General features: G+C 61.6%; 13 protein-coding genes. 9 read left to right on the forward strand and 4 right to left on the reverse strand.

Annotated elements, in window-relative coordinates; all coding sequences use genetic code 11:
* Nucleotides 1-10: 10 nt before the first annotated feature.
* Nucleotides 11-880 (forward strand): patatin-like phospholipase family protein, encoded by an 870-nt coding sequence (locus AC1D17_RS16170; RefSeq protein ID WP_477566393.1) that lies wholly within the window; start codon nucleotides 11-13, stop codon nucleotides 878-880.
* A 25-nt stretch (nucleotides 881-905) separates the two neighbouring features.
* Here the strand turns inward: AC1D17_RS16170 and AC1D17_RS16175 are convergent, their stop codons facing one another.
* Nucleotides 906-2,768 carry a monovalent cation:proton antiporter-2 (CPA2) family protein gene (locus AC1D17_RS16175; RefSeq protein WP_477566394.1) on the reverse strand — a complete coding sequence of 621 codons (1,863 nt, stop codon included), beginning with the start codon at nucleotides 2,766-2,768 and terminating at the stop codon, nucleotides 906-908.
* 168 nt (nucleotides 2,769-2,936) lie between these two features.
* On the opposite strand from AC1D17_RS16175, the gene AC1D17_RS16180 reads away from it, so the two are divergent.
* The 5 genes from AC1D17_RS16180 (at nucleotide 2,937) to AC1D17_RS16200 (ending at nucleotide 7,598) form a co-directional block, all read left to right on the forward strand.
* Nucleotides 2,937-4,283 (forward strand): TldD/PmbA family protein, encoded by a 1,347-nt coding sequence (locus tag AC1D17_RS16180; RefSeq protein ID WP_477566395.1) that lies wholly within the window; start codon nucleotides 2,937-2,939, stop codon nucleotides 4,281-4,283.
* 60 nt (nucleotides 4,284-4,343) lie between these two features.
* Nucleotides 4,344-5,156, forward strand: a complete 813-nt coding sequence (locus tag AC1D17_RS16185; protein ID WP_477566396.1) for a 3'(2'),5'-bisphosphate nucleotidase CysQ — start codon at nucleotides 4,344-4,346, stop codon at nucleotides 5,154-5,156.
* A gap of 60 nt (nucleotides 5,157-5,216) precedes the next feature.
* Nucleotides 5,217-5,453 carry a DUF4170 domain-containing protein gene (locus tag AC1D17_RS16190; RefSeq protein ID WP_477566397.1) on the forward strand — a complete coding sequence of 79 codons (237 nt, stop codon included), beginning with the start codon at nucleotides 5,217-5,219 and terminating at the stop codon, nucleotides 5,451-5,453.
* Between the two features lie 100 nt (nucleotides 5,454-5,553).
* Nucleotides 5,554-6,867 carry a lipid IV(A) 3-deoxy-D-manno-octulosonic acid transferase gene (gene waaA / locus AC1D17_RS16195; protein ID WP_477566398.1) on the forward strand — a complete coding sequence of 438 codons (1,314 nt, stop codon included), beginning with the start codon at nucleotides 5,554-5,556 and terminating at the stop codon, nucleotides 6,865-6,867.
* A gap of 23 nt (nucleotides 6,868-6,890) precedes the next feature.
* Nucleotides 6,891-7,598: an HAD family hydrolase gene (locus AC1D17_RS16200; protein WP_477566399.1), complete on the forward strand. Its 708-nt coding sequence runs from the start codon at nucleotides 6,891-6,893 to the stop codon at nucleotides 7,596-7,598.
* 11 nt (nucleotides 7,599-7,609) lie between these two features.
* Here the strand turns inward: AC1D17_RS16200 and AC1D17_RS16205 are convergent, their stop codons facing one another.
* Nucleotides 7,610-8,704, reverse strand: coding sequence for a flagellin N-terminal helical domain-containing protein (locus AC1D17_RS16205; protein ID WP_477566400.1), 1,095 nt, complete (start codon nucleotides 8,702-8,704; stop codon nucleotides 7,610-7,612).
* 323 nt (nucleotides 8,705-9,027) lie between these two features.
* On the opposite strand from AC1D17_RS16205, the gene lpxK reads away from it, so the two are divergent.
* Nucleotides 9,028-10,098 (forward strand): tetraacyldisaccharide 4'-kinase, encoded by a 1,071-nt coding sequence (gene lpxK, locus AC1D17_RS16210; protein ID WP_477566401.1) that lies wholly within the window; start codon nucleotides 9,028-9,030, stop codon nucleotides 10,096-10,098.
* A gap of 3 nt (nucleotides 10,099-10,101) precedes the next feature.
* On the opposite strand, the gene AC1D17_RS16215 is transcribed toward lpxK, so the two are convergent.
* Nucleotides 10,102-10,329, reverse strand: a complete 228-nt coding sequence (locus AC1D17_RS16215) for a DUF2093 domain-containing protein (RefSeq protein WP_477566402.1) — start codon at nucleotides 10,327-10,329, stop codon at nucleotides 10,102-10,104.
* A 369-nt stretch (nucleotides 10,330-10,698) separates the two neighbouring features.
* Nucleotides 10,699-12,498 carry a DNA mismatch repair endonuclease MutL gene (gene mutL, locus AC1D17_RS16220; protein WP_477566403.1) on the reverse strand — a complete coding sequence of 600 codons (1,800 nt, stop codon included), beginning with the start codon at nucleotides 12,496-12,498 and terminating at the stop codon, nucleotides 10,699-10,701.
* A 280-nt stretch (nucleotides 12,499-12,778) separates the two neighbouring features.
* Between mutL and AC1D17_RS16225 the strand changes: the two genes are divergently transcribed.
* Both AC1D17_RS16225 and AC1D17_RS16230 read left to right on the forward strand, forming a co-directional pair.
* On the forward strand, nucleotides 12,779-14,515 hold the full coding sequence (locus AC1D17_RS16225; RefSeq protein ID WP_477566404.1) for a response regulator: 1,737 nt from the start codon (nucleotides 12,779-12,781) through the stop codon (nucleotides 14,513-14,515).
* Nucleotides 14,516-14,715: 200 nt separating this feature from the next.
* Nucleotides 14,716-16,077 carry a putative bifunctional diguanylate cyclase/phosphodiesterase gene (locus AC1D17_RS16230; RefSeq protein ID WP_477566405.1) on the forward strand — a complete coding sequence of 454 codons (1,362 nt, stop codon included), beginning with the start codon at nucleotides 14,716-14,718 and terminating at the stop codon, nucleotides 16,075-16,077.
* Nucleotides 16,078-16,105 lie beyond the last annotated feature (28 nt).

Genomic DNA, 16,105 nt, shown 5'->3' on the forward strand with positions numbered 1-16,105 from the left:
GACGCTGAGCATGACGCAAGGCCTCGAAACATCGAAAAGATCAGCCGGCCCGACCGTCGCCATCGCGCTTGGCGGTGGCGGCGCGCGCGGTCTCGCCCATATTCATGTCATTGAAACGCTGGATGAGCTTGGCATTCGCCCGGTCGCCATCGCCGGCTCCTCCATCGGGGCGATCATGGGCGCGGGCATGGCGGTGGGCATGAGCGGTGCCGATATCCGCGAGCATACGCTGGCAACCGTTGGCCGGCGCAAGGAGATCGTCAACCGGCTCTGGAGCCTGCGCCCATCGAGCTTTGCCAAGGCCGTGACCGGCGGATTTCGCTTCGGCCAGTTCAACATCGAGCGCATCCTGCCCGCCTTTCTGCCGGATGCAATTCCGAAAGATTTCGCCCATCTGCATATCCCGTTGAAAGTCATGACGACGGACTATTACGGGCAGACCGAGCGCGTCTGTGAGGCTGGCGATCTGCATCAGGCGCTGGCCGCCTCCGCAGCCCTTCCGGCCGTCTTCATGCCGGTGCGCGTCGACGGCCGCGTGATGATCGACGGCGGCATCTACAATCCGGTGCCGTTCGATCATCTGACCGGTCTGGCCGATATCGTCATCGGCGTCGATGTGGTCGGCGGACCGGATGGCGACGGCGAAACCATGCCGAGCCGGATCGACAGCCTGTTCGGTGCCAGCCAGTTGATGATGCAGTCGATCATCGCGATGAAGATGAAGGCGCATCCGCCGGAAATCCTGCTGCGCCCCGAGGTCAACCGCTTCCGGGTGATGGATTTTCTGCGCGCACAGGAAGTGCTGGCCGCGACCGCCGGCGTCAAGGATCAGCTGAAGACAGCACTTGACGAAGCAATTGAAGCGCGGATGAAGGTTTAGTCTTTAGGAGCAGAGAGGGTCTCGCCTATTGATCCGCGCTGGCGAGGACATCGCCGGCAGGCTTCGGTTTCACCGGTGTGGGGTTCGACAGCATCTCGTCATCGGCGGCCAGCGACGGTGCCGTTTCGCGTCTGGGCTTGATCAGCGGCTCGGGCTTGACCGGTTCGAAATGCAGCATGTCGCGCCCGGCGCTGATCCCTTCCGCCTCCTGCACCGCCAGGCGCGCCTCGTCGCGCCTGCGGATATCGTTCATGATTTCCTGTGCCTCGTTGTCGGCGATCCCCAATCCCTCCAGCGTATTGCGGCCGAAGACCAGGCCGGACTCGAACGTCTCGCGCAGCTCATAATCGACGCCGCGCGCCCTGAGCGACAGGGTGTGGAGGCGGTCATAGGCTCGGGCATAAATCCGGGCATTCGGATATTCCGCCTGCACCATGTCGACGATCCGGTCGGTGATCTCTCGTTTCTGGGTGCAAACGGCGACGATCTTGGCCCGCTCGATCCCGGCGGCGCGCAGCACGTCAAGCCGGGTGCCGTCGCCGAAATAGATGCGGAATCCGAAGGTCGCGGCCTGGCGGACGCGCGCGGCGGAATGATCGATGATCGTCACTTCGCGGCCACCGGCAAGAAGGATCTGCGAGGCGATCTGGCCGAAGCGGGAAAAGCCGATCATCAGCACATCGGCGCCGGCACCATCGAAATCCTCCTCGAGCTCCTCGGCCATCTCGGCCTGTTCCTGCATGAGGAAATTTGCGAGCGCGGAGGCGGCAGGTGTCAGCGCCATCGACAGGGTGACGATGACGATCAGGAGCGATGCCCATCCGGCGGAAAACACGCCGGCCGCCGATGCGGCGGTGAACAGCACAAAGCCGAATTCCCCGCCCTGCGGCAACAGCAGGCCGATGCGCACCGCGTCATTGTGCGGCGAACCGGTGAGGCGGCAGAGTGCGTACATGGCCAACGCCTTGATGAGCATCAGCGCCGGCACGGCGACAAGGATGAGATGCCAGTTTTCGAGGATGACCTTAATGTCCAGCGACAGTCCGACCGCCATGAAGAACAGCGCGAGCAGCAGCCCACGGAACGGCTCGATATCCGCTTCCAGTTCGTGCCGGTAGGACGATTCGGCCAGAAGCACGCCGGCGAGGAACGCGCCCATGGCCATGGACAGGCCGGCAAGCTGCATCATGGTGGCGGCACCAAGCACGATCAGCAGGGCTGCGGCGATCATGACTTCCCTTGCGCCGGTGCGGGCGATGATCTGAAACAGGGGATTGAGCAGGTAGCGGCCGGCGATGACCATGCTCAGGATCGCGCCAATGGCCACGGCAAAATCCTGCAGCGGCGGGCTGGTATCCTCCGGCGCCTGCAGGGCAAGCAGCGGGATCAGCGCCAGAAGCGGCACGATGGCCAGATCCTGCAGCAGCAGCACCGAAAACGCGCGCTGGCCATAGCGTGTGTTGGTGTCGCCGTTTTCGTCGAGAATCTGCAGGGCAAAGGCCGTTGACGACAATGCCAGCCCGAAACCGGTGATGATGCTGCCGCTCCAGTCGAGCAGGCCGGTCCAGAAAACGATTGCCGAGATCGTCGCACCGGTGACCAGCACCTGCGCGGTGCCGAGCCCGAAGATGTCGCGCCGCATCTGCCAGAGGCGGGAAGGCTTGAGTTCCAGCCCGATGATGAAGAGCAGGAACACCACACCCAGTTCGGCAAAACCGAGGATTTGCTCGCCATCGCTGATCTGATGCAGAAGCGGGCCGATGATGATGCCGGCTGCAAGATAGCCGAGAACCGTGCCGAGCCCGAGCTTCCTGAAGATCGGCGCTGCGACCACGGCGCCGCCGAGCAAGAGCAGGGCCTGTGAGGTGAGGGCGGGTGACGTCGACATACGTGTTCTTTCCTGGCGCGCAGCCGCTTGCTGCGGCTCTGGCGTGTCTGGTTGGGCGAGTTTGCCCGAAAATAGGCATTTGGTCGGGGGCGGCGATCAAGAATCAGGATATGCCCTTGATGCCCGTCCCACTGCACAATAAATGGAGCGGGAATGAAAGGCTAAATCATGTCCGATATTATCGATTCCGGTGTTCTGCAGACAAGGGCGGCCGCGCTCATCGATTTGGCGCTGAAAGCGGGTGCCGACCAGGCGGATGCCGTCGTGGTCCGGGGACGCTCCCGCTCCGTCTCCGTGCGCCTCGGCAAAGTCGAAGGCACCGACGCGTCGGAAAGCGATGATTTCTCTCTTCGCGTCTTCGTCGGCCGCCGCGTTGCCAGTGTTTCGGCCAATCCGGGTTTTGACCTGAAGGTTCTGGCCGAGCGCGCGGTCGCGATGGCCAAGGCCTCTCCCGAAGATCCGTTTGCAAGCCTTGCCGACAGCGAACGCCTGGCGAGGTCCTATCCCGATCTCGATCTTTACGATCCGACCGAAGTCTCGACGGAAGCCTTGACGGCCGCAGCACTTGAAGCCGAAGAGGCAGCGCTTGCCGTTGGCGGCGTCACCAATTCGAGCGGCGCCGGTGCGTCCGCCGGCATGGGCGGCATGGTGCTGGTCACTTCGCACGGCTTTTCCGGTGCTTATATGGGCACGCGCTTTGGCCGTTCCGTCAGCGCCATTGCCGGCGACGGCACAAAGATGGAGCGCGACTATGATTTCGACAGCCGCCTCTACTTCGCCGATCTGAAATCCGCAGCCGAGATCGGCCGCACCGCTGGCGAAAGGGCTGTGGCCCGCATCGGCCCGCGCCAGGTACCGACCCAGAAGAATGTCACTGTCGTTTTCGATCCGCGCATGGCCCGCGGTTTTGCCGGCCATATCGCCGGTGCGATCAACGGTGCCTCGGTCGCCCGCAAGACCAGCTTCCTGCGCGACATGATGGGAAAACCGGTGATGAAGGCCGGCCTGACCGTCACCGACGATCCGCTGGTGGTGCGGGGCTCTTCGTCGCGCCCGTTCGATGGCGAGGGTGTCACCGGACAGAAATTGTCGATGATCGAGGACGGTGTGCTCAAACAGTGGTTCCTGTCCACCTCGACCGGCCGTGAACTGGGCCTGGAGACCAATGGACGCGGCGTGCGCAGCGGCCCGGCAGTCTCCCCTTCGGCAACCAATTTCGCGCTGGAACCCGGCAGCATCTCCCGCGAAGAATTGATCGGCAGTGTCAAGACGGGTTTCTATGTGACCGAGCTGATCGGTCAGGGCGTCAACATGCTGACCGGCGAATACAGCCGGGGTGCATCCGGCTTCTGGATCGAAAACGGCGAGTTGACGTTCCCGGTTTCTGAAGTCACGATTGCCTCCAACCTCAAGCAGATGTTCTTTGCCATAACGCTTGCCGACGATATCGACCGCAAGTTCGGTGTTGCGGCGCCGACGCTTGCCATCGAGGGCATGACGCTCGCGGGCAAGTGACCGCCTTGCACTGTAAACTTCGACGCGGCTGATGATGCCGCGGGAATTGGAAAGTCTGACATGAATGCCGTTCGCCCATCGCCGGAGCAATGGTTCAGCGATCTGGGACTGATCACGATGGCTGCGAAAGCCGCGGGTGAAAAGGCGCTGTCCTATTTCCGCAAGGATCCGGACGTCCAATGGAAGAACGGCGGGCGCTCGCCCGTCAGTGAAGCGGATTTTGCGGCAAACGATATCCTCAAGGAAAAGCTCTTGGCGGCACGGCCGAACTATGGCTGGCTGTCGGAAGAAACAGACGACGACGAGGCGAGACTTGGTTGCGATACGGTCTTCGTCGTCGATCCGATCGATGGAACCCGTGCGTTTATCGCCGGCAAGGACGTCTGGTGCGTCAGCGTCGCCGTCGTGCATCTTGGCCGCCCGGTGGCCGGCGTGCTCTTTGCGCCAGTGCTTGGCGAACTGTTTCAGGGAACACTGACGGGCCAAGCGCTGAAGAACGGCGAGCCGATCACCGTCAAGGAAACGGGCACGGAGATTTTGCGGATCGCGCTTGCCGAAGAAACGGTCGGACTGCTTGAGCCTGGCTATCGCTTGGGCGTGTCGCGCATTCCGCACGTGCCCTCGCTTGCCTACCGGATTGCGATGATCGCCGATGGCCGTATCGATGGCACCGTCGTCAAGAAAAATTCGCATGACTGGGATCTGGCGGCGGCCGATCTGATCCTGGAGCGGGCTGGCGGCGCTCTTTTCAATCTCGATGCGCAGCCGCTTTCCTACAATCGCCCCAATGTTCGCCATACGGTCCTGTGCGCGGCTGCAAGGCCCGCATTACCGGCGTTGATTGCCGCATCCCGGGGGCTGGAGGGCCATTGACCTTTCCGGCTGAATGCCGCAAACCACAAGCAAAATACGGCAAGAAAATTGGAAGGTCTGATGGCTCAGGATTCGGAAGTAAAACAGCGGCTGCATCTGGTGTTCGGCGGTGAATTGACAACGCTGACCGGTGTCCAGTTCCGTGATCTGCAAAAACTCGACGTCGTCGGCATCTTCCCGGATTACGACAGCGCGCTGGCGGCCTGGAAGTCCAAGGCCCAGCTGACCGTCGACAATGCGCATATGCGCTATTTCATCGTCCACATGCATCGGTTGCTGGATCCGGAACAGGCTTGATGCCAGGGCGTTTCAGACAGGCAAGCCGTGCGGCTGAACGGGCTGCCGCCGCAACCGCGGACGGCCTTCGGGCTGGCCGTTGCGCGAGGGGCTTGTCCTCATGACCCGCATGCTCGCCCGGCTGGCCCTGTCCAGCTATCGCTGGATCGGCACGGCAGTCTATCCGTTGGTCTGGGGTTATCTTGCCGCCCGCGCCGCCAAGGGCAAGGAAGACAGTGCGCGGCGCCAGGAACGTTATGGTCATGCCAGCGCGCCACGCCCGCAAGGGCCGCTGGTCTGGTTTCACGCCGCAAGCGTCGGCGAAACGATGGCCGTCATCCCGCTGATCAATGAAGTCTCGCGCCGCGGCATCGCCGTGGTTTTGACCACCGGGACGACGACATCGGCAGGCGTCGCCGCCAAGCGGCTCGGCTCCAATATCGTCCATCAATATGTGCCGCTCGATTTCAAGCCGGCCGTCAGCCGTTTCCTCGACTATTGGGAGCCGGATCTGGCGATCATCGCGGAATCGGAGATATGGCCGATGACGATGATGGAACTCGGGCAGCGCCATATTCCGCAGGTGCTGGTCAACGGCCGTCTGTCGGACCGCACCTTCGGCCGCTGGAAGAAGCGCCTCTGGCTTGCTGACGCGCTGTTTGAAAACCTGGCGCTTGTCATTGCCCAGTCCGAGGCCGACGCGGACCGTTTCCGTACCCTCGGTGCGCTGCCGGTGATGGTATCGGGCAATCTGAAGGTCGATACCGATGCGCCGCCGCATGACAATCATGCGCTCAAGCACTACCGCCAGCAGATCCGCGATCGCAAGACCTGGGCTGCCATCTCGACTTTCGAGGGCGAGGAAAATGCCGCCGGCATCGTCCATCGCGCCCTGAAGGAGCGGACCGGCCTGTTGACCATCATCGTGCCGCGCCATCCCGAGCGCTGCGACGCGATCGAGGCGATGCTGACCTCCAAGGGGCTGACGGTCGCAAGGCGCACCCGCAACGATCCGATCACGCCGGAAACCGATATCTTCCTCGGTGATACCATCGGCGAGATGGGGCTTTACCTGCGCCTGACCGAAGTGGCCTTTGTCGGCCGCTCGCTGTTTGCCGAGGGCGGCCAGAACCCGCTGGAACCGGCCATGCTCGGTTGCGCCATCCTGTCGGGCGGCAATGTCCAGAATTTCCGCGACACCTACCAGATGCTGGCCAAAAACGGCAGTGCCAAGATCATTCGCGATGTCGAGATGCTGGCCAAGGGGGTAAATTATCTGCTCGTCCACGACGAGGTGCGTCGCAAGATGATCGATGCGGGGCTGGAAACCGTGCATGAAATGCGCGGAGCACTGTCGGCAACGATCAGGGGGCTGGAGCCCTATATCAATCCGCTGACGGTCAAGGCCCGGCTGCAGCCTCGCAGCGAAAACTGACAGTTTCTTCCGGTGGGATGTTCATGACGACTGACAAGACCATTTCCGGCATCCTCTTCGACAAGGACGGGACGCTGCTCGATTATGTGAAGAGCTGGGTTCCGGTGAACTACGAAGTCGCCAGCATCGCCGCCAATGGCGATGCTGCACTGGCAAGGCGTTTGCTCGCCGCGGGTGGCATGGATCCCGACACCGGCCATGTCCTGCCCGACAGCCTTCTGGCCGCAGGCAACACCGTCGAGATCGCCACCGGCATGGTCGCGGCCGGTGCGCCCTATACGGTCGAGGCGCTGACGGAGAAGCTCGACGGGCTGTTTTCCAATTCGGCGGAATACGCGGTGCCCGTCACCGATCTCGCCACGTTCTTTGCGGGCCTGCATGCCAAAGGCTACCGCCTCGGCGTCGCTTCCAGCGACAACGAACGCTCGATCCGCGAAACCGCCAAGCGCTTCGGTTTTGACGGCTACCTTCACTATGTCGCAGGTTATGATAGCGGCTTCGGCACCAAGCCGCAGCCCGGCATGGTGCACGGTTTTTGCGAGGCGACGGGGCTTGAGCCCCATCAGGTCGCCGTCGTCGGCGACAACAATCACGATCTGCATATGGGCCGCAATGCCGGCGTCGGCCTGACGGTGGCCGTTTTGACCGGCACCGGCTCGCCGCAATCGCTCGCGGCTGCGTCGGATCATTGCCTCAACGATATCACCGAACTCGAGACGGTATTGCGTTAGCCGCTGCCCCTCTACCGGAACAGTTGCATCAGCAGCGACGGCGCGTTGTTGGCGATGTTGAGTGCCTGAACGGCCAGCTGGACTTGTGCCTGGACGGCTTTGAGCTTGGTCGAGGCATCGTTCATGTCGGCGTCCACCAGACGGCCGACGCCCTTCTGGATGGTTTCCGTCAGGGTCCGGTTGAAGTCTGTCTGCATGTCGATGCGCATGCTGAGCGATCCAAGCGTCGCTCCCCGGTCGGTCAGCGCCGTATGGATATCGTCGTAGCGCTTCAAAAGAAGATCGGTCGCATAGCCCACCAGATCGTCGGGCACTTCCCCCATATGCGAGGCGCTGTACATGTCGTCGGTCTGGGCGCCGTTGGCAAAGCCAATCTGGGTGCGGCCGTTGAACGCCGGCAGCCACGCGGTGGTCTTTGCGGGGTCTGCATGTGCCACACCGCCGGTCATGCCATCGGCCTGCGGGGTATCGGCCAGGCCGTTCTGTGCCGAGGTGGTTCCGTCGTCGTTCTTGTAGGTGGCCGGTCCGAAGACATTGAGGTTGCTGTCGCCATAGATATTGATGATGCCGATCTTGCCTTTGGTGTAGCTCGCAACGATGCCGCCAAAGGCGACATTGGCGTCCGGGGCATTCATCTCGATGTAGCTCAGTGTCTTGCCGTTGCCATCGACATAGGTTTTTTCGGTATAGTTCAATTGTCCCGGCGCCAGCAGGTTGCGGCCGTTGAACGACGCCGATTGCGTGGTCGAGAGAAACTGTTTTTCCAGCTCGTAGATTTCCGCGCTGACCTTGTAGCGGTCCACGCCCGGCTCCTTCATCGCCATGATCTTGGTCTTGATTTCGGAGGTGATGGTGATGAGGTCTTCCATTCCCTGATAGGACACGTCGACGAGGGCCGCGCCCAGCTCCAGCGCGTCGACCACGGTGCTCGTCGCCTTGGTGGTGTTGCGCATGTCGGTTGCAATCGACCAATAGGCGGCATTGTCGGAGGCCTGCGATATCCGCATGCCGGTCGTAATGACATCCTGCATCTTGGCATGGGTGCTGTCATTATGGCGCAGAATCGCCAAAGCGGCGGTGGCCGCCGCGTTGAAACTTATATTCATTTTTAGGTCCGCTACGAAAAACAGGAAAACGGAAAGACACCAGTCTGGTTAATCGACAGTGCCGCAGACTGGTTAACACTCGGTGTATCGCATGGGTTGCAAGTGGGCTTCGCAAAGACGCTTGGCTGTCGCGTGCGAGCCGCCGGCCGAGCCGGCCGATCCGCGCACGGCTTGCAATTGGCGGAAAACTGACGTTTTGTGTCGCGGATCGAGACGGCTTTTTCTGCTGAAAAAAATGTTTTGGACATGACAAGAATTTTGCCGCGCAGGACATTGCGAAAACCGGGAGAAACCGGCCGGCGCGGGGAGGCCTGGAAGGACTGATGGTTTCTGATGCACCGCCGTTCTGGTGGACCAAAGCGGATTGGCGCGCCTATGGCCTTTGGCCTTTCTCCTGGATTTATGGGCGCATTTCCGGCTCGCGCATGGATCATGCGCGGCGTGCTTCCGTGCCGGTACCGGTCATCTGCGTCGGCAATTTCACCGTCGGCGGGGCGGGCAAGACGCCGACCGCCATCGCGCTTGCGCGGGCTGCCCGCCAGCGCGGGCTGAAACCAGGCTTCCTCAGCCGCGGCTATGGCGGTTCGCTCGATGTCACGACGGTCGTCGATCCCGCCCATCACCGTGCCCGCGATGTCGGCGACGAGCCGCTGCTCCTGGCGCGCGAAGGCCTGGCCGTCGTCTGCCGCAAGCGCGTCGAAGGCGCCCGTAGGCTGGTGGCTGAGGGCGCCGATATCATCATCATGGATGACGGTTTCCAGAGCGCCCGGCTGACCTTTGATTTTTCCCTGCTGGTGATCGACAGCCAGCGCGGCATCGGCAACGGTTTCCTGATCCCGGCCGGCCCGGTGCGCGCGCCGATCCGCCAGCAGGTCCGCCATGCCTCGGCGCTTCTGAAGATCGGCAACGGTGATCGCGCCGACGCCCTGATCCGCCGCTCGGCGCGGGCCGGCAAGCAGATTTATGCCGCGAATGTCGAACATCTCGACGATGGCGGGCTGAAGGACGTTCCGGTGCTTGCCTGGGCCGGCATTGCCGATCCGGAAAAATTCTTCCGCACGGTGCGCGAGACAGGGGCCGTCATCGCCGAGACCCGCAGCTTTCCGGATCATCACCATTTTTCCGAGGACGAGATTGCCGATCTTCTCGATCACGCCGCCAGCCATGGCTACCAGCTGGTGACCACCGCCAAGGACATGGTGCGGCTGGAACCCGACCATGGCCGCGCAGCGGAATTGATGGAAAAGAGCAGGGTGATCGAGGTCGAGGTTCGCTTCGACGATCCCGGCTCACCCGGCAAGATCATCGATGCGGCGGTCAAGGCTGCCCGTAGCCGCAATCTGCGCAAGTCGTTGGCGAACACTGCCGCAAGCGGTGCCGCGAGAATGACGTAACGTCTATTTCTGGTTCGGCAGGATACCGGCGCGCTTGTCGGCCTCATAGGACGCTTCGGCGTCGGCATAGGGCTCCTGCCGCGCGACGCTCCAGTAGCGCAGTTCATCGACGGGGATGGTGGCGCCGGTCATCGCGCAGATGACATACGAGCCGGGCAGGACGATCTGGAAGTCGCCATCGAGATAGCGGATCTTGGCTTCCCGGTTGTTGCTGCCCTCAAATCTGTTCATTGTCCTTCGACCTCGCATCAATTTTCGCTCGCTCTTTACAGCGCCGCGCGTCATTGATGATGCGCAAAGGTCGCTGTAACACTTTAAATTCGCTGCATAATTCTCTTAAATCGATTTCGATTTAAGAGAATTATGCAGTAAAAGCACCGCCTCGGCAGGCATCCGGAATGGACGCGATCAGGCCACATGCATCCCAGCGTCATCTGTTGGGATCATGCTCTACTGCATAATTCCCGAAATCGGAATCGATTTAAGGAAAAATTATGCTGTAAATTAGAAATGTTGCATTGACCTTTGCGCGTCATCGATGATGCGCGGTGCAGTGGCGCGACATCCCCCGGATTTCCAGTGCAAGTGACAGGCCGTTGTTCAACTGCGTCCGAACAGCCGCTCGATATCGGAGAGCTTCAGCTCGATATAGGTCGGCCGTCCATGGTTGCACTGGCCAGAACCCGGCGTCGCCTCCATCTGCCGCAAAAGCGCATTCATTTCCTCCGGCCTCAGCCGCCGGCCGGAGCGCACCGAGCCATGGCAGGCCATGGTGGCGGCCAGATAGTCGAGCCGGCCGGCAAGGCCGTTGGCCGTGTCCCATTCGGCAAGTTCGTCGGCCAGTTGCCGCACGAGGCCGGCAGCATCGATCTCGCCGAGCATGGACGGTGTCTCGCGGATGGCGATGGCGCCGGGCCCGAAGCGCTCGATGCCGAGCCCCAGCCTTGAGAATTCAGCCGAATGGCTGATCAACCGGTCGCAATCGTCTTCCGGCAGATCGACGATTTCCGGAATGAGCAGGGCCTGCGCCGGAATAGGCCGTGCGTTCAGGCCCTTGCGCAACTCCTCGAACACCAGCCGTTCATGGGCTGCATGCTGATCGACGATGACCAGACCGTCGTCCGTCTGGGCGACGATATAGTTTTCATGCAGCTGTGCCCGCGCCGCACCAAGCGGGTGGGCCCTATCCGGCTGAGGAGCGGCGGCAAGCTCTGGTTCGCTCAAAGGTGCGCGCGCCGACGGCATTGTCATTTCGGTAAAGGCCGCCTGCGGCCGCTCACCGAAGCCGGCAGGTCCCGAGCCGAAATCCATCGGCCGGTAGGGGGAGGCTGCGGCTGTCCAGGCACCGTTCGGCCGCTGCGGTTCCGGCCGGAAAGCCCGCATCAGGCCGCTGGCGCCGGTCGTCGAGGCCCGGTCGCCATCCTGCGCCAGCGCCTGGCGGATCGCACCGATGATCAGCCCGCGGATCATGCCGGGATCGCGGAAGCGGACATCGGATTTCGCCGGATGCACATTGACATCGACCACATCCGGATCGACCGTCAGCGACAGCACGGCCACCGGATAGCGCCCCTGCGGGATGGTCTCGGCATAGGCGGCGCGCAGCGCCGACCAGATCAGCTTGTCCTGGACAGGACGGCCGTTGACGAAGGCATATTGCTGCAGCGAGTTGCCGCGGTTGAAGGTCGGAACACCGGCAAATCCTGTCAGCCGCGCGCCCTCGCGTTCGGCGTCGACCTCGATTGCATTGTCGCGAAATTCCCGGCCCAGCACCTGGGCGATGCGGGCCAGCCGGTCGTCGCCGGTGGAGGCAAATTCCAGCGTCGTGCGGTCGGAACCCGACAGCACGAAGCGCACGCCCGGAAAGGCGATCGCCATGCGCCGGACGACCTCGGAGATGGCGGCCGCCTCGGCCCGCTCCGTCTTCATGAAATTGAGCCGCGCCGGTGTGGCGAAGAACAGGTCGCGCACCTCGACCACGGTGCCCTGATTGACTGCCGCTGGCTTTACCGGTTGCAGCTTGCCGCCGAAAACCCCGATCTCGGCACCATGGCTTGCGCCGCCCGGCCGGCTGGAGATTGTCAGCCGCGCAACGGAGCCGATCGAGGGCAAAGCTTCACCGCGAAAGCCCAGCGTCCGGATGTCGAGCAGATTGTCATCGAGCTTGGAGGTGCAGTGGCGGCGCACGGCCAGTTCGAGATCCTCCGGTCCCATGCCGCAGCCGTTGTCGGTGACCCTGAGCAGCGTCTTGCCGCCGCCCGCCGTGGCGATCTCGATGCGGGTTGCCCCGGCATCGAGCGCATTCTCGATCAGCTCCTTGGCAGCGCTTGCGGGCCGTTCGATGACCTCGCCGGCGGCGATCTGGTTGATGAGGGTCTCGGAGAGTTGTTTGATGGCCATGGTCTATTGTCGAGGATTCGCGGCCGTATGAAAAGTACGGCGCAGCAACTATCCCCGGCTGTCGAGGTGTGGGGCCCTGACAAATTCGCCCGGGTTTAATCTGGCCTTAATACAAAGCTGCGACGTTCGGCAACAGCCTGAATGAACACAGGTTTTGTCATTTGGATTCCGCGGCGCAGCTGTCCGCCCGGAACGTGAACCCCAGATACGGCCATTATCGGCGCGTCCGTCAGCATGTCCCCGGAAAAAGAAGCCGCCAAGGTTATATGAGGGCTATGCAATGAATGATGTAGCGTCTTTCGGCGCGAACATCCAGAAGACCGTGCTCGAAGCGGCGTCTGACGCGCTCGGCTTGGCCATCCTTGTCTGCGACAAGAATGACGAGATTGTTTTTGCGAGCCGCCCCGTTCTGCAGTTCTATCCTATTCCGGCCCATTTTCTCAAAACCGGCACCCGGCTGAAGGATTTTCTCGGGGCGATCTTCGATTGCGGTGTTCGCAGCGGCACGGCGCCTGAGACCAGCCGCCGCCATGCCAATCGCGAGGAATGGATTTCCGAACAGCTCTCACATCATTGGCGCGAGCGTTTCGACGTGGTCGAGCGTATCGGCCGCCACCGCTGGATCAATGTGCGCAAGCGGCGGCTGTCGAGCGGGCTTGGCATTGTTGCGATCAGCGATGTCTCCGAGCAAAAGAAGCGCGAAGAACAGATTCAGCTCGACATGGAGCGGGTGGAGCTGACCGAGAGTATCCTCGATTGCCTGCCCAATCCAATTTGCGTCAAGGATCGAAGCCTCAGCTATGTCGCCGTCAACAAGGCGTTCTGCGCCGTGCATGGCATGACTGCTGAGGCCATTCTCGGCCGGTCCGTCTGGGATCTGCTGGAGCCGGACCTTGCCGAGAAATTCGAGCGGTCCGACCGTGCAACGCTGGAAACCGGCGAGGCCCATAGCATGCCGGAACAGATCGTTCAGGCCGATGGCGAGGATCTCTGGGTCGTTACCCGCAAGTTCCGCATCGGTGATCCCGGCAAATACCTGCTGGTCACCTGCATGAACGACGTGACAGATCTTGTTGTCGGCTATGATGGGTTGGATGATATCACATCCGGACGGTCCGCCCTGCAAATCAAGGACTACAGCGTCTTCGTTCCGGCGCAGAATTGCTACGATCCCTTCCGCTCGATCGACATGCAGCATCTGGTCGAAGCCGGCGCGATCATCGACCCCGCCGTGAAGCACAAGCAGAAAATTCTCTTGATGACGAATGCGGCGGCTCTTGAAGTCAACCTGGTGCCGCAGCTGCGTCGCTGGGGTTTTGATGCCTGCGCGGTCAGAAACACCACCGAACTTGCAGCCTTCAAGGATGCGTGCACGGCGCGCGGCGTTACGATCGATGCATTTCTGATCGATGGCACGATGGCGGACGCGTTGGCGACGGTTGCCGGCTGGACGATGTCTCCGTCCCTGGTGATCGCCAGGGATTGGAAAGCCGTCGAATTGCGCGCGAGCATTCTTGGCTTGTGCGAAAACGGCATCGGCGAATTGCCCTCAGCCGATACCGATGGCCCTGCCGATTGGGATATCATCGTGCCGGACATCAGCCTGGCCGGCAGACCGGTGCCGGAAGTCGAAGTCGTGGTTGCCGAAGACAACGAAATCAATCAGTTCGTCTTTGCCCAGATCCTCGAAGGGATCGGCATATCCTATCGCATCGCCGCCAACGGCGAGGAGGCCGTCAAGCTGTGGCAGCAATATCGGCCGAACCTCGTGCTGATGGATGTCTCGATGCCGGTGATGAACGGGTTTGATGCAGCGCGCGCAATCCGGGCTCTTGAAAAAAATGCAAGCTTCCAGACCCCGATCATCGCCGTCACGGCGCAGGCGCTCGATATCGATATCGAGCAAAGCAGGCTGGCAGGCATGGACGATTACATCACCAAGCCGATCAGTCCGGATATGATCGAGGCCGTCTATCGCAAGTTCGTCAACACGAAAGCGGAACGCTTGGCGGGCTGATAGCTTAAGGACGTTCGGAAGGCGTCTAAAACGCTGCGGGAAGGCAGGCAAAAGCACGCGTCGGGGCCTATTGATGTCAACTCCCTAGAATTAGGGAGGGGGATGCAGGAAGTGGGGACGAGGTGCATTCGAAATCTTAACCCTCCATCCCCATCGTCTGTTCCTGACACTGCTTGGAATCCAATCCTGGGAATGCGTTTATGAATTCTGCTGAAACACCGTCTCAGCACATCAGCCGGAACGATCTGCATGCCATGGCTTACACGGATCCGCTGACCGGGCTTGGCAATTCCTATAGGCTGCGTGACAAGGTGCGCGAAATTGCCGCCGAACGCGCCAGCGATCCCGCGCCGTTCACGATAGGCCTTGCCAATCTCGACGGGTTCAAGCCGATCAACGATCTCTTCGGCCCCAGTGCCGGCGATGAAATCCTCTGCCAGGTGGCCAACCGGTTGCTTGCCTGCGTGCCGGATGGCGCGACGGTGATCCGCGCCGGCGGCGACGAGTTCGCTTTCGTGTTGCCTTTGGTATTCGAGCGCAAGGCCGCCGAAAAGATCGGCAATATGCTGAAGGAGGTGCTGTCGGCACCTTTCGATCTCGGCGAGCGCAATGTGCGCCTTTCGGCATCCTTCGGGTTTGCCGTCTATCCGTTTGCCGGCGAGGAATTCGAGGACCTCTTGAAAAGCGCCGACACGGCGCTCTACCGTTCCAAGCGCCGTGGGCGCGGCCAGATCACCGTCTATTCCCAGGAAATCGCCCAGGAGATGAAGCGCGCGACGCAGCTTGAGCAGGCGCTGCGCAATGCCATCATTGCCGATGAAGTCGATGTCCATTTCCAGCCGATCGTCAATCTGAAGACGGAAATGGTGGTTGGTTTCGAAGCTCTCGCCCGCTGGTGCGATCCGGATCTCGGTTACGTCTCGCCAGCCGTCTTCGTGCCGCTCGCAGAAGAACGCGGCTTCATCGATTCCCTCTCGGAAACGCTGCTGCGCAAGGCTGCCGAGACGGCGCTGCTCTGGCCGAAGGAGTTGTTTTTATCCTTCAACCTGTCGTCGGCGCAGCTGATGGATCCGATGACCAGCACCAATATCCTGTCGATCATCCAGCGTGCCGGGCTCGATCCGCGCCGGCTGGAACTCGAGATCACGGAAACCGCCGTCATGACCGATGCGGATGTGGCGCAAAAGATCGTCACCGAGCTTCGGGCAGCCGGCGTTCGCATCTCGCTCGACGATTTCGGCACCGGCCAGTCCAGCCTTGGCCGCCTCAGGGATTTCTCCTTCGACAAGGTCAAGGTCGACCGCGCCTTCGTCTCGCGCATCTCCGCCGATCGGGCGTCCGAACACATCGTCAAGGCGATCATCGCCATGTGCGACGGCCTCAACCTTGAAGTCGTTGCCGAAGGGATCGAGGATTTTTCCGAAGCGCTGAAGCTGAAAGGCCTCGGCTGCGGCATGGGGCAGGGCTATTTCTACGGCAAGCCGGCAGATTCCGTCACGACGCTGCGTTATCTCGCCGAGAAATATCAAGAAACCGGACCGGCGCTCTCTGTCGCCGTCTAGAGCAACTCCAGCAAAAGTGCATCGCGGT

The sequence above is a fragment of the Pararhizobium sp. P1_E7 genome (assembly GCF_056405855.1).

Excerpts from the sequence above, each read along its gene's own strand:
- AC1D17_RS16170 (WP_477566393.1), top strand. The coding sequence starts at position 11 with ATGACGCAAGGCCTCGAAACATCGAAAAGATCAGCCGGCCCGACCGTC.
- AC1D17_RS16175 (WP_477566394.1), bottom strand. The coding sequence starts at position 2,768 with ATGTCGACGTCACCCGCCCTCACCTCACAGGCCCTGCTCTTGCTCGGC.
- AC1D17_RS16180 (WP_477566395.1), top strand. The coding sequence starts at position 2,937 with ATGTCCGATATTATCGATTCCGGTGTTCTGCAGACAAGGGCGGCCGCG.
- AC1D17_RS16185 (WP_477566396.1), top strand. The coding sequence starts at position 4,344 with ATGAATGCCGTTCGCCCATCGCCGGAGCAATGGTTCAGCGATCTGGGA.
- AC1D17_RS16190 (WP_477566397.1), top strand. The coding sequence starts at position 5,217 with ATGGCTCAGGATTCGGAAGTAAAACAGCGGCTGCATCTGGTGTTCGGC.
- waaA (WP_477566398.1), top strand. The coding sequence starts at position 5,554 with ATGACCCGCATGCTCGCCCGGCTGGCCCTGTCCAGCTATCGCTGGATC.
- AC1D17_RS16200 (WP_477566399.1), top strand. The coding sequence starts at position 6,891 with ATGACGACTGACAAGACCATTTCCGGCATCCTCTTCGACAAGGACGGG.
- AC1D17_RS16205 (WP_477566400.1), bottom strand. The coding sequence starts at position 8,704 with ATGAATATAAGTTTCAACGCGGCGGCCACCGCCGCTTTGGCGATTCTG.
- lpxK (WP_477566401.1), top strand. The coding sequence starts at position 9,028 with ATGGTTTCTGATGCACCGCCGTTCTGGTGGACCAAAGCGGATTGGCGC.
- AC1D17_RS16215 (WP_477566402.1), bottom strand. The coding sequence starts at position 10,329 with ATGAACAGATTTGAGGGCAGCAACAACCGGGAAGCCAAGATCCGCTAT.
- mutL (WP_477566403.1), bottom strand. The coding sequence starts at position 12,498 with ATGGCCATCAAACAACTCTCCGAGACCCTCATCAACCAGATCGCCGCC.
- AC1D17_RS16225 (WP_477566404.1), top strand. The coding sequence starts at position 12,779 with ATGAATGATGTAGCGTCTTTCGGCGCGAACATCCAGAAGACCGTGCTC.
- AC1D17_RS16230 (WP_477566405.1), top strand. The coding sequence starts at position 14,716 with ATGAATTCTGCTGAAACACCGTCTCAGCACATCAGCCGGAACGATCTG.